This is a genomic window from Litorimonas cladophorae (assembly GCF_014652455.1).
GTDB lineage: Bacteria > Pseudomonadota > Alphaproteobacteria > Caulobacterales > Maricaulaceae > Litorimonas > Litorimonas cladophorae.
On sequence record NZ_BMYV01000003.1, the window covers coordinates 121,124 to 140,555 of the forward strand.

The window sequence follows — 19,432 nt, forward strand, 5'->3', positions numbered from 1 at the left end:
GATCTATCTCCTATTCCGATCTTTGCTTCGAGAACGCTTCTGCGGTTTGCCCCATGGACTGATATAGGGTTTTGCTTCGGCACTGCGGTTTCTCCAACCCGTTTCAACATCAACGACAACCAGTTCATCATCGACAATCCGGGTCATTGAGCCGCTCGTGCTGATGTCAGGTTGAATGCGAGTCGGCGTCGGGACCTCCTCTGACATGCTCGGCTCGCTCCCGAAGAGCGCTTCTCGCGCGCCCGCTTTGTCCATCGCATATTCTTGTTCCAAGAATCGGACGACAAACTCCTTCTTATCATCAGGCCACGCACGGTAGGCTTCGTAAAATAGCGGCTTGTGGCAGATGAACAATTGACGGAAATCCAAGCGGGATAAATCCGAGAGCAACATATTCACAAGGTCGCGGTCTTTGTGCTGCGACCCACGTAGGGCATAGAAGAATGCAGGGTGAGACGGGCCTAGCTTTGGCACCCGTCCACCCAATGAGGCCCAGCGCCAGACCTCCATCAGGCCTGTAAATTCGGGCGGCAATTGGTTGGCATAGCGACGCTCGAGGCTGCGCATATTCTGGCGCGAGAGCGTCGAGAGATCATGCCCTTGATCGGCGGCTGTGGAGACGACAATGAAATCCATCTTCTGACGGATAATCAGGGCGCTCGCCTCGCTTGGTCGTTGAACGATCAACTGGCTGAGGCCCTCATCGCGCAACCAATTCGCGATGCCTTCGGGATCGGCGAAGGTCAGGACTTGGTCGATATCAACATCACTTAGGCCCGGCACATCTTCACGCGCGACAATAGTTGGCGTGGCCGCATCGCGGAACACATAGACCCCGCCGAAATGAGAGGAGAAATAATTGCCTTGCTGGAACACTTGGCTTTCCAGCTTCACGGGATTGCGTTGGATATTACCTGTACGTTTGGCCAGTTCGATCATTTCCGAGATCAGAACATCATCCCACCACGCGTCATCATCGGCCATGAAACGGTCGATGTGACCGCTTAGCTCTTCGGCCTCGGCGACATGGGCTTGTGTCGTATCTGCCGTGATTTCGACACGGTTGATGTCGAGCAAATCTGCGGGTTCATCCAATTTGAAAACGGAATTCATCAACTCGCCCGCAACCGCTTCGCGGGCTGTGAGGGCGAAAAGCTGATCTTCGTTCTCTTCGATATATTGGCGCAGAATATGGCGTGAGGTTGAGAATTGAGAATTCAGCAGCGGCGCTGTTTTCTGATCGGTCGAGAGCAGAATAAACATCTGGTTGGCGCCATGCGGATTCAGATAAAGCTCGTCACCCAACTCATGCGCGATCTCTGGTGAGGCCCCCGCAATATCGATATGAAATTCTGTTAGCTCTGTGCGTTTGCCAATCAAATGCTCAAGCGCGCGGTTATAGCGTTCCACAAGCGCAGGCGAAGACACCTCATAGAGGTTTCCAAACATCAACCCAGCTTTGACGAGGCGCATCATGTGGAACGTTCCCTTGAAAGGTTCAGCAAAGTCCCAACAAGACCAATGCATCCAAATACACCCGCAGGAAGCACAGCAAAAATTGGTGCATGGATCAACTTTAAACCTTCAGGATTAGGGTCGACACCCAAGTTAAAGCTAAAGAACATTAAGCCGAAAACAACTGTAAAGGCGACGTAAGTAGAAACAGTCATAATTATAACCGTCATCCAATCAGGTCGATCAGATCCAGTTAGCTTGCTCTGGAGTCTTCTGAGGCCAAAACAGCCAGTGGCTATGAAGGTCAGAAGCACAATGATGGCTAAAGTCCAACTCATCCCTTACTCGCCAAATAACGCCGCTTGGCCTCTTCGTTTCGACCAAAATCACGCACCATATTCTCGATCGCGATTTCGTCGCTTTTGTCGGCGTAGCGGAATTCGGAATCTGCGTATCGATTGATTTCTTGGATGACCATGTCGACCGTGATTTCTTTGGACAGGTCCGCAATCATCTTGCGTTTGGTGTCGTAATCCTTGTCGAGGAACAGTTCTGTATTTTCCATCCATTCATCTGGCAATTCAAAGTCCATCGCGCGCACTTTGACTGCGTCTGTGATGTTCTTAATCGCGCGGCCCGTGAAACGCGGATCGGCGGTTTGAATACCTTTGAGATAGGTGCCGAGCTTAGCAATCGTATCCAGTTTACCGACGGATTTATTGACGGCATCAAAGACAACAGCGAGCCCTTCTTCCTTGGGGCGGGCATAGGAGGAATAGCTTGCGGCAACGGCTTTTTTGATCTGTTGTGCCGAGAATAGCTCATGATCTCCAACCGGGATGTCGTGGTTCTTGCCCATTAACAAATGCAGGATATCGATATAGTCGTCACGGCTTTGCGGGCCATCGACGAGGAAGCGCGCAGCCGCACGTTGGCGAAGGGCATCATCAACATTTTCAGGATAGTTGGAGAACATGCCAAAGGTACAATTCCCGCGCACGACGGTATTTGCGCCTGCAAAACTTTCCATCAAGACAGCTGTGATCTCTAGCTGGCCGGCTGAGGATTGACGATCCCCGCGTTTACCCGCCAGTTGGTCAATATCGTCAATCGTGCCAAAGCCGATAACATTGGGATCAATGATCTGATTGATGAAGGATTTCGCGTTCTGCGCCGATTTACCCTGATAGCTGTCGATACTATCCGTGCTGAGATTGGCATAGCGGAAAGGGTATCCCGCATTGTTACAATAGTCGTTGATCAAGCCCGCCATCATTTGGATGAGCGTTGTCTTACCCGTCCCCGGCGCGCCATCTCCCATGAAGGTAAAGATGAACCCGCCGAGATCGGCAAAGGGGTTTAACTTGCGCTCAAAATCATAGGCCATGAGCATTTTGGACAGCTTCATGGACTGATATTTGGCGATATGGTTGCCGACGACTTCATTCGGTTTTTTGAACGTCATCGTCAGCTTGGTTGATTTCGCACGGCTGGACGCTTCAAATCCCCGAATTTCAAAATCATCTTCTTCGACGCGGTAAGCCACCGATGCGAAGGCGTCCAGGCGCGGCAAGTTCGCAGCGCGTAGGGCCGCTTTCTCCATAAGTTGTTCGAGGAACGCGGTGACTGTCGGGATGAGCTTTTCATCGCCATCGGCGAAAACCGCAAGGTCTTGGTCAAGTTCCCAAAGCGCGCCTGTCAGCGCGAGCTGAGGGTTATCCGTTAAAATTTCTTCGACATCTCCGACATCCACCGACAGCTCTGAGGTTTCGTGCATGGTCGAGAGCAGGAAGCTCGCCATATTGGCAAAAACATGCAGGGCAATAACGGAACTGGCGGCAAGGCCCTCGGTAAATTCCAATTGTTTCGATGCAGGCAATTTACCCTGCATATTGGTCTTCATCAGCGCAGACAGCCCAGTCGCATCGGCATATTGATCAACGACTGTCAAAGATGTCGCCAAGGCGCGGCGCAGGGCATGTAGCACGCCCGCCTGAATGGGGCTCATCAAGGCGTCGTCCTCTTCCGTGGCCTCAACGCGGGCAATGATATTGACGCCTTCGGCCCGCGCGGTCGACGCGGTTACAAGTCCTGGCGTGGTCGAACGGAAACGCCGACGGGTTGTGCCAACACCTGGCGATTTGGCCGCCACGGCTTCGACGTCTTTCGGTTTGGCCAAACGGGGCGTATGGTCAAATCCATCCAACATGGCCTGCGCGGCTGGGACTTTCTCCCGAATGGCCGTTTCTTTGATTTCCATAAGATCGGAGGCGTTCGACATTAAAATTCCCTAGGTGTAACTTAGTATTTTGGCGTTTTGGCCAACAACATATTTGCGAACGCCCGAAAAAGCGGTCGCGTGACTTTCTTCCATGACCTGAAAAGCACGATGCGGCAGAATGAGCGCACGCGTCACGTCGGTCACGCCGTCAGTTTTTCCTGTCAGGTTAAAAGCGTCCAGCTTGAAGACTTCGCGCGGGGCCTGTTTGAACACGCCAACTTTTTTCCATTGCTGACCGTCAGAGATCAATGTCTCGACTGTCCAAGCCAGAGCCCAATCCAGGCCTTCTTCGCCAACGGCGCTAGCCAGAACGTCGCGGATCGGACCATGCTGTTCGGTAAACGCGTGGCTATGCATCGGCCCCAGGTGGAACCGGCGCAAGCTCTTGGGATGTAAACCATCGAAATCTTCGTCAAAGCCTTTGGCAATTGTCAGAAGCTTTAGCTCGGACAGCGCTTGCGCCATCAATGCATCCTGAACCCGCGGCCATCGGCGTTCGTCATTGGGCAAGGCCCGCGACGCCGTATCATCCACCACCATCAAATAGACGACAGGAATGTTGGTTTTGGAATCATAGGTCGCCCAGTGAATGATGTAGCGGCGCTTCCGACGCTCTAAATCTTTACCCACCCAAACAATTTGAGGGTGGTTTTGCGAGAGAAACAAGTTCTCATTCACCAAAGTCTCATAATAAATGCGCTGCGCCAGAGCATATTGCAGCGCCGTTGGCGGCGTGCGTTCTGTCAGGATGTGATTGACCATATCCTTCTTGAGGCGGCCTTGTTCTGGCAGAGATTTGAGATGCTTTTTGGCCTGCGTTGTGTCGGCGGCCAATTGAATGATTTCCGAGAAAACGGGAAAGCCTGACTCCGTTTTATCAATACTCATTTTGCCCGAATCCGCCGCGCGGTTAGTCATCAGGTATTTATAGGACAGGGCCGTGAAACTATTATTCAGGTCACCCAGATATTGGCTGAGTATGTTGCCTTCGGCCTCGCTGATAAGACCTTCACCAATAGAGAGTGCTGTAACAGAGCCCAAATGGGCTATGATACGGTCAAATTTTGCAAAGTAACGTCGAGTTGCCCGCGCGCTGTCAAGCACGCGGTGCGTATAGGATAGGTCCACCTTAGGACGCGCCGCCAGTTGGAGCGCCTAAGGAGTCTTCGCCATATGAGTTGGCGTCATGCTTCTCGACGATCTTCTCAAATCGGCGCGCGAAGCGCTCGTCGGCTTTGGCTTTCTCTTCCAAGACCTTACGTGCAAAGACGATGTGTTCCTCATGGGATTCCATCATTTCGGCCATCTTATTGTTGGTCGCCGCACCGATAGCCGCCATCGCAACCTGTGCCTCTTTGTCTGTCGCCACACCGATCTCATTGATCTTATGTGCAACATCTTGCTGTTGGGCGGTCTTCAAGGATTTCGACAAGGCATCATAAAGGACAACGCGCTGTTTCGTATCCGTGGACAGCTTATTGAGAAGCACCATCTGGGTCGCAATCTGGTTCTGGAGCGAGTCCATCCAGGTCTTGCCTTTTTCGATGTAGCGCTCGAGCGTCTGGCTTTCGGACAGCTTGACCTGTTCCAATTGCGCCAACTCATTGTGACGCGAATTAAGCTTGGCCAGTTCAGCTTCCAATTTTGCACGCTCTTTTGGCGCGGTGACAACCGCAAGTTTGCCTTCGAGCTCAATCAGCTGCGGGTCTAGCGCCGTGATCTCTGCCTTAATTTCTTCCAACACCGTGACCGCAGCTTCGCGGTCAACCAGTGTTTTTTCGAGGTTTCCTTCAACTTGGTTTTTGTGATGGCCAAGCTCGTTTAACTGTTCTTGCAGCATCGCTTGGATCGTGTTGGATTTGGCGATTAGGTCTTGCAGCTTATCTTCGATCGAGGCCGCACGAACACGTTCGGACCGCAGGCTTTCGGCCCGTTGCTTTGAGAAGATACCAACAAATTTTTCCCAGCCTGTTTTAGAGCGCAGACCGTCAAAGTCTTTGGAAAACCCCGCGGTGACATCGTCAAGGCCCATAATGAGCTCTGCGATGTTCGCGTTCATCAAATCTGAATGGGCATGCACGTCATCAAGTGACGCGTTCTCTATATCCAACGTGATGTCGGTCCCCTGACTCATCTTGGCGCGAGCGGTGTCGATACGGGCCGATAATTCGGCAATTTTACTCTGTGCGACAGCAACCTCTTTTTTGGATTGCTCGATCTGTGTTTCGAATGTGGACATAGCTGACGTTCCTCCCGTTCGCGTCTTTTCTTAGTGTAGACCTAAGGAGGATTTTATCGCTTTTCAATAAGGGGTTGCACCGATTTCGTGAAAATCGACACGATGGCTTAATAAATCAGCTACGCGATACCTCTTTATAGAGAGCGCGGATTTTAGATCCCAACATCGTCCGGTTAATCGGGCTGTATCAAAATTTTTGAGGCCGCTTTCAGCGTCTCACCGATCGCCACAAACTTCTTCGATAGCGGTGAAGATGGTCGCCAAAGAAGGCTGATTGCACGCCGCGCCTGCGGATGATCTATGCGGCGTGTGATGATCCCTGGATCTTCGCGCGCCTCAGATGACGTGTATAGGCTCGGCATGACGGCGACAGCACCGCCCATTTCAGCCATTTGTCGGATTGCATCCAGGCTTGTTCCTTCATATTCAGCACTAACGCGACCTCCTGCCAAGTCAGCTAGCTGCTGCACCACAACGGCTAGCTTATGCCCATAACCCAAACTCAAAAGGTCCCGTCCCTTTAACTCCTCTAGCTTCACATCTCCTTGGCCTTGGGCCAACGGATCGTCTGGAGCAACACCGATGAAAAGCTGTTCTTCGAACAGTTCGAAACTTTTCATGCCGACGTGGTCTTCAGGCGTCGAGATAATCATGTCTAAATGTCCGTTCTCCAAATCACGCTGCAAGTCTAACGTACGCTCCTCACGAACAAGTATCCGCATCTGCGGATAGGACTTATGAAGATTTCGCATCGCGAGGGGTAAGAGGTAGGGCCCAATAGAGGGCAATGTTCCTAAACGAATTTTCCCCGCAAAGGTCTGCCCCGCTTCGCGGGCCAATGTTTTAAAGGCCTCCATGTCTCGCAAAATTATGCGCGCACGCGCGACGAGTTCAGCCCCCACGGGCGTCAAAGGCGCACCACCTCGACCACGTTCAACGAGCTTCACGCTCAAAACCGCTTCCATATCCATGATCTGATTAGACAAGCTGGGCTGAGAGACATGCGTGTGACGGGCAGCCCCAGAGAAGGAACCCGTTTCGTCAATCGCGACCAAATATTGTAGTTGTCGCAAAGTCGGTTTCATAAAAGCTCCATAGGAAAATACTATAACTAGTATTTCAAACTTATCTTTTACCTAAACACCTGCCTCCGCCATATCAAGGTTGCGAAAACGAAAGGAGATCAAAATGTTTCGCTTAAACACTGCTTTAACTCAGTCCGACGCGCTGGCCACTCGCCTGTACAACGCACTCCCCTTGCGGAAGGCGGTACCGGTCGCAACTGGCGCTAATCTTCGCGTGACTGAGACATGTGTACCCCTGCGGCGCAATCGGAAACGGCGCGCAGCAACTTATTCGAGCCCAGAGGCGGTCAGAACCACCTGGTTTTAAACCGTTCGTCCGGCAATCCAAAAATTTAAACCCGAGAGGACGCAGAATGAAGACATTTTTCAAAGAGCTATACACGAAACGCAAAGCTGAATTGTCTCTCATTGGCCTTGTACTCTTCTTGGGCGCTAGCGCTTAACCCCCAAAACCAAGCAAACTTCTAAACTCGCATTTTACCGAACCATCCGCCCCGGCTCCCTTCCGGGTGTCGGGTGGTTTTTCATTGGTCAAATGCCCTGAACAGAGACGACGATATGCCCTCATCACTCTCCGCTAAAACAGTCCGAGAACGAATTGTTCACTTCATGCACCTTGAGGCGTCAGGCGGTATTGTTCTGATGTTTGTCGCCCTTTTGGCGCTTGTCGCGAACAATTCCTTCATGGCCTCTGGCTACCAAGGTATTTTAAACACGCCCGTCGCCGTTCAATTTGGCGACTTTAAAATTGCTAAACCTGCGCTGCTTTGGATCAATGACGGCTTAATGGCGATATTCTTTTTTCTAGTTGGCTTAGAAATTAAACGAGAAGTATTGCGGGGCGAGCTCTCTTCATTGGACAAAATTGCTTTGCCTCTCTTCGCTGCCGTCGGAGGCATAACGGTTCCAGCGCTAGTCTATCTCGGGTTTAACCACGCAGACCCTGTGACATCACAAGGGTGGGCAATCCCTGCGGCCACAGATATTGCTTTTGCGCTTGGCATCCTTGCCCTGGTTGGCAAACGCGTCCCTGTCTCTCTCAAAATTTTGCTACTCGCAGTCGCAATCATCGACGATTTAGCGGCGATTGTCATTATTGCGCTGTTTTATACGGAAAACCTGTCCTTGATTGCGTTGTCTTGGGCGGCAATAGGTTCGGCTATTTTGTTTGCTATGAACCGTTTCCGCGTCATGCGAATTTTGCCTTATGCCGTCGTTGGAACCCTAGTTTGGGCTGCCGTCTTGAAGTCAGGTGTCCATGCAACACTTGCTGGCGTGATCACAGCTTTTGCGATCCCCATGGTACGGCCAAATCCAGAAACGCCTTCACCCCTCACACGCGCCGAGCATGGACTCCATATCTGGGTCGCCTTCCTCATCTTGCCTCTGTTCGCCTTTGCCAATGCCGGCGTGTCTTTAGGTGGATTATCACCTGCAGACCTGCTCTCGCCCGTCCCAATGGGAATTGCAGCAGGCCTATTTATCGGAAAGCAGTTAGGCGTTTTTTCCGCTTGCTGGATCGCAGTGAAATTGGGTCTCGCGAAACTTCCTGAGGGCGCAAATTGGATGCAAGTTTACGGTGTGGCTTGTCTAACGGGTGTAGGGTTTACGATGAGCTTATTTATTGGCACACTCGCTTTTGATGATGCCGAACTTTTAAACGGTGTTCGGTTGGGCGTGCTCATGGGTTCAATTTTGTCGGGTATTCTCGGTTATGCCCTTCTCCGCATGTCTTGCAAAACGGACCAGATTTTAGCAGATGCACCAGTCTCTAATACGGCAGAAGTCAAGAGCTAAACCATGCTAGATACGCTCCTCTCCCCTGTTGTATTGTTCTTCGCCTTGGGAGCCTTTGCGGCTCTCTTGCGGTCACCTATGAGCGTACCGCAGAGTTTCGCCAAAGGCCTAGCGATCTATCTCATGATGGCTATCGGGCTGAAGGGCGGTGTGGAGATGAGCCAAACGGCATTCTCTGGGCAAGTTTTCGCTGTTTTCGGTGTCGCTATTGTCTTGTCCTTTGGCTTGCCGCTAATTGCCTATGCGGCCTTGCGGAAATCCAGTGGCTTGTCGCGGACAGATGCGGCGGCCACGGCAGGTCATTATGGTTCAATTTCAATTGTGACATTCGTGGCTGCTATTGAAGCCCTTCGCTTAGCAGGGCTGCCGTCATCTGGATATTTAATCGCGATAGCGGCAATCATGGAAACCCCAGCCATCGTTACGGCGCTATGGCTAGCCCTGAGAGGCCAGAAAACAGATGCCGATGCGCCCGCCCTAGATCGCGGCGAATTGGGCAGAGAGATCCTACTCAATGCGTCAATTGTTGTTCTCATTGGCGGGCTCGTGATTGGTTTTATCGCAGGCAAGGACGGGTTCGTTCGACTTGAACCTTTCTTTGTGGCGCCATTCCAAGGCATATTGTGTCTGTTTATGCTTGATATGGGTTTGAATGCTGGACGGGGGCTTCGGCGCGGGTGGCGAGCACTTGGCCTCGCGCCCATTGCTTTCGGGCTCTACATGCCTTTGATTGGCGCCTCTATTGCAGCGGCTCTCAGCCTCGCAATTAGGTTACCAGCAGGGGACATGGCACTATTGATGGTCCTCAGCGGGTCTGCCTCATATATTGCGGTGCCTGCTGCCATGCGTCTTGCCCTGCCGCAGTCGGATCCGTCTGTTTATTTGACACTTTCTTTGGGGGTCACATTTCCCTTTAATATCGCATTCGGCATACCTTTATATATCGCCACAGCGGTTTGGCTTTCTGGAGCTTTTGGATGATACCTGATTTACATGACAAGCTTCGCCTTGAACTGATCATCGAAAGTCCCGCCTTGCGGCGCGCTGAAGACATATTATCAGAAGCCAATGTTCATGGTTGGACGGTGCTGCCAGCAATTTCTGGTTTTGATGGACGGCGACGATGGTCGCGTGGGACTGATATTTCCACGGCTACGGATATGGTCGTTTTGATTTGCGTAGGCGATGAAAATATTCTGCTTCCACTTCTTTCAAAACTTCATACACTCCTAAAGCGCCACATAGGCGTATTAGATATTATGAAAGTTCAAGTTTTGCGCGACGCAGAATTTTGATCACTTAAATCAAAACACAAAGTTCTCTGTTCAGCCACTTTATTGAGATTTTATGATGGATAAGCCCGCCAAGCTCGCGCGTAATCTTACGCTCTTCGATGTCTACGCCATGTCGACTGGCGCAATGTTCAGTTCAGGGCTTTTTCTGCTGCCCGGTATCGCGGCCATGGCTACGGGTAACTCCGTTTTCCTCGCCTATTTTCTAGCAGGCTTCCTGATTTTGCCGGCCATGTATTGCATGGCTGAACTTTCAACTGCGATGCCGAAAGCTGGCGGTACATATTATTTCCTCGACCGGGCGATGGGACCGCTCATGGGAACCATCGGCGGGCTGGGCAGCTGGATCGCTGTGATCTTTAAAAGCGCCTTCGCGCTTGTCGGCATGGGCGCTTACCTCGGAATCTATCTGGACCTTCCGTTCAAGGTCACGGCGATCGTCCTCGCGATCGCCTTTGGCGCCATCAATATTTTTGGGGCGAAAGAGACAACGCAACTTCAGCGCATTCTTGTTATCACTTTGGTTGTCATTCTGGTCGGCTTCACTCTCTTAGGGCTCAAAGCTGCCGCGTCCGGCCCAGAACCGCTTTTCGAATTGAACACAAATTATGGCAGTTTTTTCAAATCTGGACTCGTTGGATTTGTATCCACCATTGGCTTGGTATTCGTGTCTTATGCTGGCCTGACCAAAGTAGCATCTGTCGCCGAGGAAGTGCAAAATCCAGATCGGAATATTCCCTTGGGCATGACCCTTTCGTTGATCACAGCAACAGCGCTTTATACTCTGGGTACATTTGTGTTGGTCAAGATTATGCCTGCTGAGCAGCTAACGAACAGCCTCACCCCGATTGCCGATGCGGGTCGTATTTTTATGGGCAACTGGCCGTTTGACATTGGGGTTATCCTCATTGTTGTCGCGGCGATTGCGGCCTTCGCTTCAACAGGGAACGCCGGTATTATGAGCGCGTCACGCTACCCGTATGCCATGGCGAAAGATAAATTGGTTCCTGATGATTTAGCTAAACTCGGTCGTTACAAAACACCGACAATCTCGATTTTGCTAACTGTGGGAATCATGGTCATCGTTATCCAGCTTTTCGACGTTCAGTCAGTCGCGAAGCTGGCGTCAGCCTTCCAACTTTTGCTCTTCATGTTGGTTTGTGGCGCGGTCATAGTCATGCGAGAATCCCGCATTTCGACCTATAAACCGGGCTTCAAGGTTCCGCTTTATCCGTGGATGCCCATCGCAGGCATATTGATCGGATTTTGGTTGATCATTGAGATGGGCATTTTAGCTATCGGTTTCACAGGCACAATCGTGATTGCCTGTGTCCTCTGGTATAATTTTTACGCCAGCCAACGCGTCTCACGTCGCGGCGCCATTTTTCACGTGCATGAGCGCTTGGGGCGAAACACGTATGATGGGTTAGAACATGAATTGATGAGTATCATTCACGACCGGACGCAGGCTCAGAACTTGTCTTACGAAGCCGTGATCGCTCGCTCTGTGGTGACAGATTTCCGTTACGGGAAATATGATCTAGAGCAAGTGCAGGACATGGTGAAAGATATCAGCATGGATCGGCATAGCCTTTCCGACGAAATCGCAACTGATATTTCGAAAGGCGAATTTAACTTTCGCGCCCTGAGTGAAGGTATCAGATTAGCCATTCGGCTGGACAAGCGTTTGGAAGAGCCAGAGCTATATATTTTCCGGTTTGGTCCCAAGGCACGCATTCTATTCGATATAGATGGCGCAGACGCACTTCACACGATGATGGTCTTAATTTGCCCACCTGTTCCCGCTGGCTTGGATATGAGAATAGCCGGGCATTTGGCCGAAATCATCGGTGGCGAAGGGTTTGAGCAACGCTGGCTGGACGCCACATCAGAGGCAGAGTTGAATGACGTGCTGGTGCGGGATGACCATTTCCTTCATCTGCCCATAGAGAACATTCCCGCGCTGGCCTCCCAAATAGGTGTGCCGCTAGCTGAAATCGTGATGCCACAAGACGTTAGCCTAGCTCTCGTTGAACGCGGTGGAGATATGCTATATGCGGCGCCTTCTCTGGTTTTAGAGGCGGGTGACACGATCGCATTGATCGGGGAGCCGTCTTCACTGGAAGAAATGCGTCGACAGGCAAAGAAAACCTCGCCTAACTGACAATTCATATTTGAGCCACATTGCAACTTTACTCTTTTTACACGGACGAGATGCAATGATGCGTCTAGACTAAAAGTGTAAGGCAGAAGAGTATGTGCGGCATTATCGGAATTGCTGGCCGGGGCGCCGTCACGGAGCGTTTGGTTGATGGCTTAAAACGTTTGGAATATCGGGGCTATGATAGTTCCGGCATTGCAGTTTTAACCGATGGACATTTGGACCGACGCCGGGCCGAAGGCAAAATCGTGAACTTGGAAGCCCGCATCGCGGATTCCCCGTTAGACGGTCAAATTGGAATTGCCCATACGCGTTGGGCCACACATGGTGCCCCCAATGAAACAAATGCCCACCCGCACCAAGCTGGACGTGTAGCCGTCGTCCATAATGGCATTATTGAGAACTATCTTGAGCTTCGAGAGAGTTTGGCAAGCTCGCGCACGTTTAAAACTGAAACCGACACAGAAGTCGTGGCGCATTTGGTCGACGTCGAGCTCGGCAAAGGCCTGTCACCTCAGGACGCCTTCGCCGTCACATTAAAGAAGCTCAAAGGCGCATATGCTTTTGGTCTTATCATCGACGACAATCCCGATGAAATTTATTGTGCTCGTGCGGGATCGCCTCTGGCATTGGGTATTGGGGATGGAGAACATTATCTCGGCTCTGATGCAATGGCGATGGCGCAACTGACAGATAAGTTGATCTATCTGGAAGAAGGGGATTGGGCGATAATTCGACCCACGAGCTTCGAGATTTTCGACGAAGCAGACAAGGTCGTCCAGCGTGACGTAACGGTCATCACTGGGGGTCCTGCGATGGCGGAAAAAGGTAATTTTGGGCATTTCATGCTCAAAGAAATTTACGAACAGCCAGAAACAGTAACACGCACACTCACGAACTATCTAGACGGCTCTCTTCAACACCCTCTGATGTCAGAAGAGCTGGATTTTAAAAAATTCGATCGCGTCATCATCATCGCATGCGGCACGGCCTATTACGCTGGCATGGTTGCTAAATATTGGTTTGAGCAGGTTGCTGGAATCGCGGTTGATATCGATGTCGCTTCCGAATTTCGGTACCGTCGACCTGTGTTAAACGAACGCTCCCTCTTTATTGCAGTATCCCAATCTGGCGAGACCGCTGATACTCTGGCGGCACTGCGCTATTGCAAAGAAAATGGATTGAAAACAGCGGCGCTTGTCAATGTCATGACATCGACTATGGCGCGCGAAGCCGATATCGCATTGCCGATCAAAGCTGGCCCTGAAATTGGCGTGGCATCGACGAAGGCTTTTACCTCGCAACTGACCGCGTTGGCCGCTTTGGCTTTGGCCGCAGCTACAGCGCAGGGTGCAATTTCAAAATCGGAAGAGAGTCGTCTCACAGCAGAGCTTCTATCGCTACCCCGCAAAATCACGGAAGCTTTAGAGTTAGATCTTCATATTGAGGCCGTCGCAAAACGTCTTTCAACCGCGTCATCGGCATTTTATCTTGGGAGGGGGAGTCAAGTTCCGATTGCCTTAGAGGGCGCACTGAAGCTCAAAGAAATTTCTTATATTCATGCAGAAGGTTATGCCGCGGGCGAGTTAAAACATGGACCTATCGCCCTGATCGAAGACGGCACCCCTGTGATCGTCATCGCGCCACATGATGAGCTTTTTGAAAAGACAATTTCGAATCTGCAAGAAGTAGCCACGCGTGGTGCACGCATAACATTGATAACAGATGAAGCCGGCGCAAAAGCAGCGAGCCAAATGGCATCTGACATCATTGTGGTCCCAACAGGCGATCCGTTCATCGCACCAATTCTGACATCAATTGCGGTCCAACTTTTGGCCTATCATGCAGCCGTCCATCTGGGTACAGATGTCGACCAACCCCGAAATCTCGCGAAGTCCGTCACGGTTGAATAATTAGTTGCGGGGCGCTGCCCTACGAAACGGCGTCATCAGGCTCCACAAAAGTCCCGATGGCGCGTCGTCTTGATATTCGTTTAGCCCCAGCGTCAATATACCTTTCGGTTTAGCGGTGAATGATCCGAAAAGACGATCCCACCAAATGACAGAAAATCCGTAATTTGAGTTCGTCTCGACCTCTCGCACGGAGTGATGAATGCGGTGTAGTGCAGGTGTGATGATGACCAGTCGCAGAGGTCGCTCAAGCCAACGCGGCAAACGCACATTTGCATGATTGAAAATAGCGCAGGCATTCAAAATAATCTCAAAAATGATAACCGCAACTACAGGGGCCCCCAGTGCTACCACGGCCGCCATTTTAAGGACCATAGAGAGGACGATTTCAACGGGATGAAATCGCAAGCCAGAGCTGGCGTCCAGATCACGATCCGCATGATGGACTTTGTGCAACCGCCAAAAGATCGGAATTTTATGGAAGGCCACATGTTGCCAATAGATCAGCATGTCCAAGATTATGACAGCAGCGATAACTTTCACCCAAAGCGGCAGCGCTAAAACATTTAGCAGACCCCACCCTCGGCTTTCCGCCCAGAGCGCCGCCCCCACGGCGATCACAGGGAAAAGCAAACGGATCGCCAGTGTGTCTATCACGACTAAACCGAGATTTGTCGTCCAGCGCCGACCACGACTTTGGGTGCGCGACTTTGCGGGAAAAAAAGCTTCAATTGCGCTCATTAAAATGAGCATACCGAGAAAAATGGAAAGTCTAATTTGGGCTTCGGTCATGACGCTCCTTTAGCACAACGTGAGTACAAATGCGTCTCACAGAAGCTTTACTCAAATTATGGCCGATTTCGCCCATGCGCATCGTGACTGTTGACCCATTCATCAGAGACCACAGCCGTAGAGAGCGAAATTTCTCCCGCGAGAACTGTTCCCGCGACAATTTCACAAAACTTCCCGACTTTACCTGCTCCATAACAATCTAGCATTTCCAAACATTCGCGCTGCGTCGCTAGACCTGTCCCGCCGCCATATGTCGCGACGATGAGAGACGGCAAGGTGATCGACCAGTAGAGGTCGCCGTTCTCTAGCAATTCCACATAAGTCAGGCCCGCCTGGCTTTCTGCAACATTGGCGGCATCCTGCCCCGTGGCGATAAAAATGGCGGCCAGGGCATTTGCCGCATGCAAGCCGTTATTTGTGGTGCCAGCGTGTAACCCGCCCAAGGTGCTGACCTGACGCGCACGATAGAGATCGCGTGTATCGCAACGCGTCATCTTCATCATCAGCTCACGGGGTAATGTCACTTCTGCAACGACGCGGGCTCCACGTGAATGGATGGTATTTAATTGGCTATGCTTCTTATCCGTATCGATTGCACCTGACAAAGTATAGCGGATCGGGGCATCCGAAAAATTTGCCATGATCCATTTGCAGGCCGCATCGGTGGCTTTGCCGCACATATTCTGACCTGCCGCATCGCCAGTCGTGTAGTTGAAACGCGTGTAGTGCATTTTGGCAATCGTATAATGTTCCACGTGGGACAATTTACCTGTGCGAGTCGTTCCCTCGGCGGCAGCCCGAATATCCGCTAGGTTGGCTTTAAACCAAAGTCCAAAATCACGAGCGGTCCGAGCGTCGGCGAAATGAAAGACAGGTGCGCGTTGCATATATCGCTCAACCAAGGTCGTCTTCACACCGCCTGCTTCGGATATAATGCGCATCCCTCGGGAGTAACTCGCGACCAGAGTTCCCTCTGTCGTGGCGAGCGGCACATAGAAGTCTCCTTGGGCGTGCTCCCCATTGAGCCGCAATGGCCCTGCAAGTCCCAGCGGAACCTGCGCAGTTCCAATCGGGTTTTCCAAATTACCTGGCAACTGCGCAGGGTCTTGGCTTGTATGAGCGACATGAGCAACGGAGACGCCTGTGCGTTCGGAGATAAAGTCATGCCGAGCTTCGATCGCAGAGTCCGTGAAGTTATCCGTCTTGTCGCGAGGGATCGACGGGGCGCGTTCGGCTGGGGTCTTTTTGGTCATGCATCATCCCTTATATTTTTTAAACCAGACGGGCGTTGACATGATATATTAAATCGCCGCCGTAATCGGAAATTTCCGCACGAGCTTAATTAAACAATAGCCTTGCAAGCTGCTTTTTTTGCCAACGCGTATCGCCAAACTGGCCGTCGTGGAAGATGGCACGGCGGCGATATAGCTGCGCGTCGCAATCATAGGTAAACCCAAAGCCTCCATGAAATTGGATGGAGCGATCTGCCGAAAAAGACAATGCGCGCCCCGCCGCAACTTTTGCCATACGTGTTGCGACTTCACCTTTGCCCTGCTGCTCAAAACTATGCGCGGCGGCATAGAGCAGCGAACGCGCTTTCTCATACCCAATATAGGCGTCCACAATCGGATGTTTCAGCGCCTGATAAGAGCCAATCAATTTCCCAAATTGTTTGCGTGTGCGGAGATAATCAAGCGTGTAGTCTAGACAGGTCTGCGTCGCCCCGACTAGCTCAGCACTGCCCAATAAATTTCCGCAGAGATCGATGTGAGATAATGTTGCCGTTGATTGATTTAAGTCCAGTAACGCCGACTCAGGCAGAATAAGCCCATCAAACGAAACCTCACAACTGCGCTTGGTTTCATCAATCAGTTTTTCGCGGCGACGCGCGGAGTCTGGAATAAGGCTAGCATCCAAAATAAAAAGTGCCGTCTGACCCTCAAACTTTGCGCTCAACAGCACCAACTCAGCAGCGTCCAAGTTTTGAACAAGGATCTTTTGGCCTGAGACCTTAAATCCGTTCGTGGTACGTTGAGCCTGTGTTTCAATATCATTTAAATCAAAGCTACCGTTTAACTCAGACAGCGCGAGCGTGGCGACGCTGCCTTCGGCAATCTTGGGCAAGTAAGTCGTTTTCTGAGTTTCTGTTCCGCCTTTCAGAATCGCTTGCGCGACAAGCGTTGTCGAGAGGAAGGGCAAAGCCATCATGCGACGGCCCATTTGCTCGACGACGGGAACCACCTCCGCAAGTGACAGGCCAACGCCGCCAAATTCTTCGGGTATAGCGATACCTAACCACCCCAGATCGGCTATCGCCGTCCAGTCGTCTTGGCTGAAACCACGGGCGTCATCCAATTGAGCCCGCACCTTTGCGATGTCGGATTCATCGCGACAGAAGGACTCTGCTACATCCATCAATTCGACTTGTTCTTCGGTAATACCAAGACGGCCTAAAGTCTGAGGATCAAAAGACATTAGTAACTCTTCGGGAGCCCGAGAACATGCTCGGCAATGATGTTGCGTTGAATTTGCGATGTGCCGCCGCCAATCGTTGCCGAAAAGGCGTTCAAATAAGATCGATGCCATAGCCCTTTATCAAAAGCATTGGGCTCATCAACATAATAGGCTCCGCGCGTGCCTTGCAGGGTCAATGCATATTGATTGATCTCACGCGCAAACTCAGTTTTCACCAATTTGTCCATCAGGGGTAGACCTGCTGGATTGTCGCGCATGAGCGGTCCAATTTTAGCACGCTGTTGGTTCAAATTCACGGCTTGGGCATCAATGATATAATCAAGTAAGTCATCCTGCACGACAGGGTCATTTAACTGACCCGTTTCACGCGCGAGGTTTAAAATTTCTAGCGGGTCGGGTTCTGTTATTGAATACCCACCCGCTTGGCCGCCCCGCGCACCACGCTCATATTCCAGCGTTTGCATGGCGATTTTCCAGCCTTGACCCTCTTGACCCATTAACCCGTCAGCTGGAATTCGTGCGTCCTCAAAAAATGTCTGCGTGAAACCATGTTCACCTGTGAGTTTCTTGATTTTGCGCGTTTCAACGCCCGGCACATCCATCGGCGTTAAAATGAAGGACAGGCCTGCATATTTATTCGGCGCATCGGGGTTTGTCCGCGCGAGCAGGATCATATATTTCCCATAGTTCCCATGGGTCGTCCAAATCTTAGACCCGTTGAGAATATAGTCATCCCCATCACGGACCGCTCGTAATTGCGCGTTGCCGAGGTCCGAGCCATTTTCTGGTTCAGAAAACCCCTGACACCAGATGTCATCGGCAGACAGAATACCTTTAATATATTTCTGCTTATGCGCCTCAGACCCGATATCAAGAATAAGTGGGCCTGCCCAGCTCAGCCCGATTGTGTTCATCATAATGGGCGCTTCATATTTTCGCATGGCTTTGGTTGCGGCCGCTTGATGCGCGTCGGTTAAACCACCACCCCCATATTCAGAGGGCCAAGCCGCGCCTAGGAATCCGGCTTCATAGACTTGGCGTTGCCAGTCGCGCAGGAATTCGAACTGCTGATCAGTGCCGACCTCCATAAAAGTCAGAGGCATCATAAAATCCACATCACGTGGCGTATGTTCGGCAAACCACTGGTCTGCATTTTTTGCAAATTCTTCGACCGAGATCATTTGTTTTCCACTTGCTTAAGGCTGGCTTCCAATCGATCGGCCGCGAGTTCCAATCGATCCGCAACCGATCTTGCGCTGCTACTTGTACCCACAATCATTCCAACTAGGCGGTCTACGAGCCGCGTCATATCCGCCTTGCGTACACCGTCACGCAGGGACCGCATCATGAGAGACTTCCCGCCGTAATCTAACGCGCCATAGAAAATATCGCGCAGAACACTGACATCGGCATCTCCGGGAATATCACCACAGGCGCGGCCCTCCCTGACGATACGATCAAAGACGGCGACATATGTTTTGTTCAGCCGGTAGAGTTCGCTACCCGCGTAATCCGACAAACTTGTAGTCAACGCGGGAAGCATCTCTATGATTCCACGCTCATCCATCACTTGGCCTAAATGATGTCTGGCAAGGAAATCTAACTTGGTCCGCGTCGTTCGCCTTCCGTCCACCCCTTTTTGGGAGCTTTCGGTTAGACGCTTGTAAAAATCTGAAATCACGCCCCTCGCCAAGGCGTCCTTATTCTCAAAATAAGTGTAGAGCGTCCCATCGGCAACACCTGCCTCGCGAGCGATCATCGCCATGGTTGTTCCTGCATATCCATGCGTCACAAACATATTGCGGGCAGCAGAAATAATGGCGCCTTCTCGGCGGCGTACACGGGTTTGGCGAGTCTGGGGTGTTGGACTGGGAGATGACAAGGCATCGGAGTCAGTGGCCGCTTGTGTGGTCTCTGCCGGCCCCGATGCCATGTCTTTCGCTCT

The 19,432-nt window shown here is 51.5% G+C and carries 16 protein-coding genes; 5 read left to right on the forward strand and 11 right to left on the reverse strand.

The annotated features are described in order from the left end of the window. Nucleotides 1–3: 3 nt before the first annotated feature. From IE073_RS12455 to IE073_RS12480, 6 genes are all read right to left on the reverse strand, one after another. Nucleotides 4–1,476 carry a DUF6638 family protein gene (locus tag IE073_RS12455; RefSeq protein WP_189586632.1) on the reverse strand — a complete coding sequence of 491 codons (1,473 nt, stop codon included), beginning with the start codon at nucleotides 1,474–1,476 and terminating at the stop codon, nucleotides 4–6. Next, a complete protein-coding gene (locus IE073_RS12460) occupies nucleotides 1,473–1,670 on the reverse strand; it encodes a hypothetical protein (protein ID WP_189586635.1) in 198 nt (65 codons plus the stop codon). Before IE073_RS12460 ends, IE073_RS12455 begins: the two co-directional genes overlap by 4 nt. Before the next feature lie 119 nt (nucleotides 1,671–1,789). Beyond that, a complete protein-coding gene (locus tag IE073_RS12465; protein ID WP_189586638.1) occupies nucleotides 1,790–3,736 on the reverse strand; it encodes an ATP-binding protein in 1,947 nt (648 codons plus the stop codon). A gap of 9 nt (nucleotides 3,737–3,745) precedes the next feature. Continuing rightward, nucleotides 3,746–4,864, reverse strand: coding sequence for a hypothetical protein (locus IE073_RS12470; protein ID WP_189586641.1), 1,119 nt, complete (start codon nucleotides 4,862–4,864; stop codon nucleotides 3,746–3,748). Nucleotide 4,865: 1 nt separating this feature from the next. Continuing rightward, complete coding sequence (locus IE073_RS12475; RefSeq protein WP_189586644.1) at nucleotides 4,866–5,975, reverse strand: coiled-coil domain-containing protein; 1,110 nt, start codon at nucleotides 5,973–5,975, stop codon at nucleotides 4,866–4,868. 173 nt (nucleotides 5,976–6,148) lie between these two features. After that, a complete protein-coding gene (locus IE073_RS12480; RefSeq protein ID WP_189586647.1) occupies nucleotides 6,149–7,060 on the reverse strand; it encodes a hydrogen peroxide-inducible genes activator in 912 nt (303 codons plus the stop codon). Nucleotides 7,061–7,618: 558 nt separating this feature from the next. On the opposite strand from IE073_RS12480, the gene nhaA reads away from it, so the two are divergent. From nhaA to glmS, 5 genes are all read left to right on the forward strand, one after another. Beyond that, complete coding sequence (nhaA, locus tag IE073_RS12485; protein WP_189586650.1) at nucleotides 7,619–8,857, forward strand: Na+/H+ antiporter NhaA; 1,239 nt, start codon at nucleotides 7,619–7,621, stop codon at nucleotides 8,855–8,857. 3 nt (nucleotides 8,858–8,860) lie between these two features. Beyond that, nucleotides 8,861–9,838 carry a sodium-dependent bicarbonate transport family permease gene (locus tag IE073_RS12490; protein ID WP_189586652.1) on the forward strand — a complete coding sequence of 326 codons (978 nt, stop codon included), beginning with the start codon at nucleotides 8,861–8,863 and terminating at the stop codon, nucleotides 9,836–9,838. Next, complete coding sequence (locus IE073_RS12495) at nucleotides 9,835–10,152, forward strand: P-II family nitrogen regulator (protein ID WP_189586656.1); 318 nt, start codon at nucleotides 9,835–9,837, stop codon at nucleotides 10,150–10,152. The genes IE073_RS12490 and IE073_RS12495 overlap by 4 nt, the downstream gene beginning before the upstream one ends. Nucleotides 10,153–10,204: 52 nt before the next feature. After that, nucleotides 10,205–12,313 carry an amino acid permease gene (locus IE073_RS12500; RefSeq protein ID WP_189586659.1) on the forward strand — a complete coding sequence of 703 codons (2,109 nt, stop codon included), beginning with the start codon at nucleotides 10,205–10,207 and terminating at the stop codon, nucleotides 12,311–12,313. 92 nt (nucleotides 12,314–12,405) lie between these two features. After that, entirely contained in the window at nucleotides 12,406–14,223 is a 1,818-nt protein-coding gene (gene glmS, locus IE073_RS12505; RefSeq protein WP_189586662.1) for a glutamine--fructose-6-phosphate transaminase (isomerizing), read from the forward strand. Here the strand turns inward: glmS and IE073_RS12510 are convergent, their stop codons facing one another. The 5 genes from IE073_RS12510 to IE073_RS12530 form a co-directional block, all read right to left on the reverse strand. Then, a complete protein-coding gene (locus tag IE073_RS12510; RefSeq protein WP_189586666.1) occupies nucleotides 14,224–15,012 on the reverse strand; it encodes a sterol desaturase family protein in 789 nt (262 codons plus the stop codon). Nucleotides 15,013–15,068: 56 nt separating this feature from the next. Beyond that, nucleotides 15,069–16,265 (reverse strand): hydroxymethylglutaryl-CoA reductase, encoded by a 1,197-nt coding sequence (locus IE073_RS12515; RefSeq protein ID WP_189586669.1) that lies wholly within the window; start codon nucleotides 16,263–16,265, stop codon nucleotides 15,069–15,071. 85 nt (nucleotides 16,266–16,350) lie between these two features. Then, nucleotides 16,351–17,487 (reverse strand): acyl-CoA dehydrogenase family protein, encoded by a 1,137-nt coding sequence (locus tag IE073_RS12520; protein ID WP_189586672.1) that lies wholly within the window; start codon nucleotides 17,485–17,487, stop codon nucleotides 16,351–16,353. Beyond that, nucleotides 17,487–18,668: an acyl-CoA dehydrogenase family protein gene (locus tag IE073_RS12525; protein ID WP_189586675.1), complete on the reverse strand. Its 1,182-nt coding sequence runs from the start codon at nucleotides 18,666–18,668 to the stop codon at nucleotides 17,487–17,489. The genes IE073_RS12520 and IE073_RS12525 overlap by 1 nt, the downstream gene beginning before the upstream one ends. Beyond that, nucleotides 18,665–19,420 carry a TetR/AcrR family transcriptional regulator gene (locus IE073_RS12530; RefSeq protein ID WP_189586679.1) on the reverse strand — a complete coding sequence of 252 codons (756 nt, stop codon included), beginning with the start codon at nucleotides 19,418–19,420 and terminating at the stop codon, nucleotides 18,665–18,667. The genes IE073_RS12525 and IE073_RS12530 overlap by 4 nt, the downstream gene beginning before the upstream one ends. Nucleotides 19,421–19,432: the final 12 nt, after the last annotated feature.

Coding starts and splice junctions, on each gene's coding strand:
- IE073_RS12455 (WP_189586632.1), bottom strand. CDS start 1,476: ATGATGCGCCTCGTCAAAGCTGGGTTGATGTTTGGAAACCTCTATGAG.
- IE073_RS12460 (WP_189586635.1), bottom strand. CDS start 1,670: ATGACTGTTTCTACTTACGTCGCCTTTACAGTTGTTTTCGGCTTAATG.
- IE073_RS12465 (WP_189586638.1), bottom strand. CDS start 3,736: ATGTCGAACGCCTCCGATCTTATGGAAATCAAAGAAACGGCCATTCGG.
- IE073_RS12475 (WP_189586644.1), bottom strand. CDS start 5,975: ATGTCCACATTCGAAACACAGATCGAGCAATCCAAAAAAGAGGTTGCT.
- IE073_RS12480 (WP_189586647.1), bottom strand. CDS start 7,060: ATGAAACCGACTTTGCGACAACTACAATATTTGGTCGCGATTGACGAA.
- nhaA (WP_189586650.1), top strand. CDS start 7,619: ATGCCCTCATCACTCTCCGCTAAAACAGTCCGAGAACGAATTGTTCAC.
- IE073_RS12490 (WP_189586652.1), top strand. CDS start 8,861: ATGCTAGATACGCTCCTCTCCCCTGTTGTATTGTTCTTCGCCTTGGGA.
- IE073_RS12495 (WP_189586656.1), top strand. CDS start 9,835: ATGATACCTGATTTACATGACAAGCTTCGCCTTGAACTGATCATCGAA.
- IE073_RS12500 (WP_189586659.1), top strand. CDS start 10,205: ATGATGGATAAGCCCGCCAAGCTCGCGCGTAATCTTACGCTCTTCGAT.
- glmS (WP_189586662.1), top strand. CDS start 12,406: ATGTGCGGCATTATCGGAATTGCTGGCCGGGGCGCCGTCACGGAGCGT.
- IE073_RS12510 (WP_189586666.1), bottom strand. CDS start 15,012: ATGACCGAAGCCCAAATTAGACTTTCCATTTTTCTCGGTATGCTCATT.
- IE073_RS12515 (WP_189586669.1), bottom strand. CDS start 16,265: ATGACCAAAAAGACCCCAGCCGAACGCGCCCCGTCGATCCCTCGCGAC.
- IE073_RS12520 (WP_189586672.1), bottom strand. CDS start 17,487: ATGTCTTTTGATCCTCAGACTTTAGGCCGTCTTGGTATTACCGAAGAA.
- IE073_RS12525 (WP_189586675.1), bottom strand. CDS start 18,668: ATGATCTCGGTCGAAGAATTTGCAAAAAATGCAGACCAGTGGTTTGCC.
- IE073_RS12530 (WP_189586679.1), bottom strand. CDS start 19,420: ATGGCATCGGGGCCGGCAGAGACCACACAAGCGGCCACTGACTCCGAT.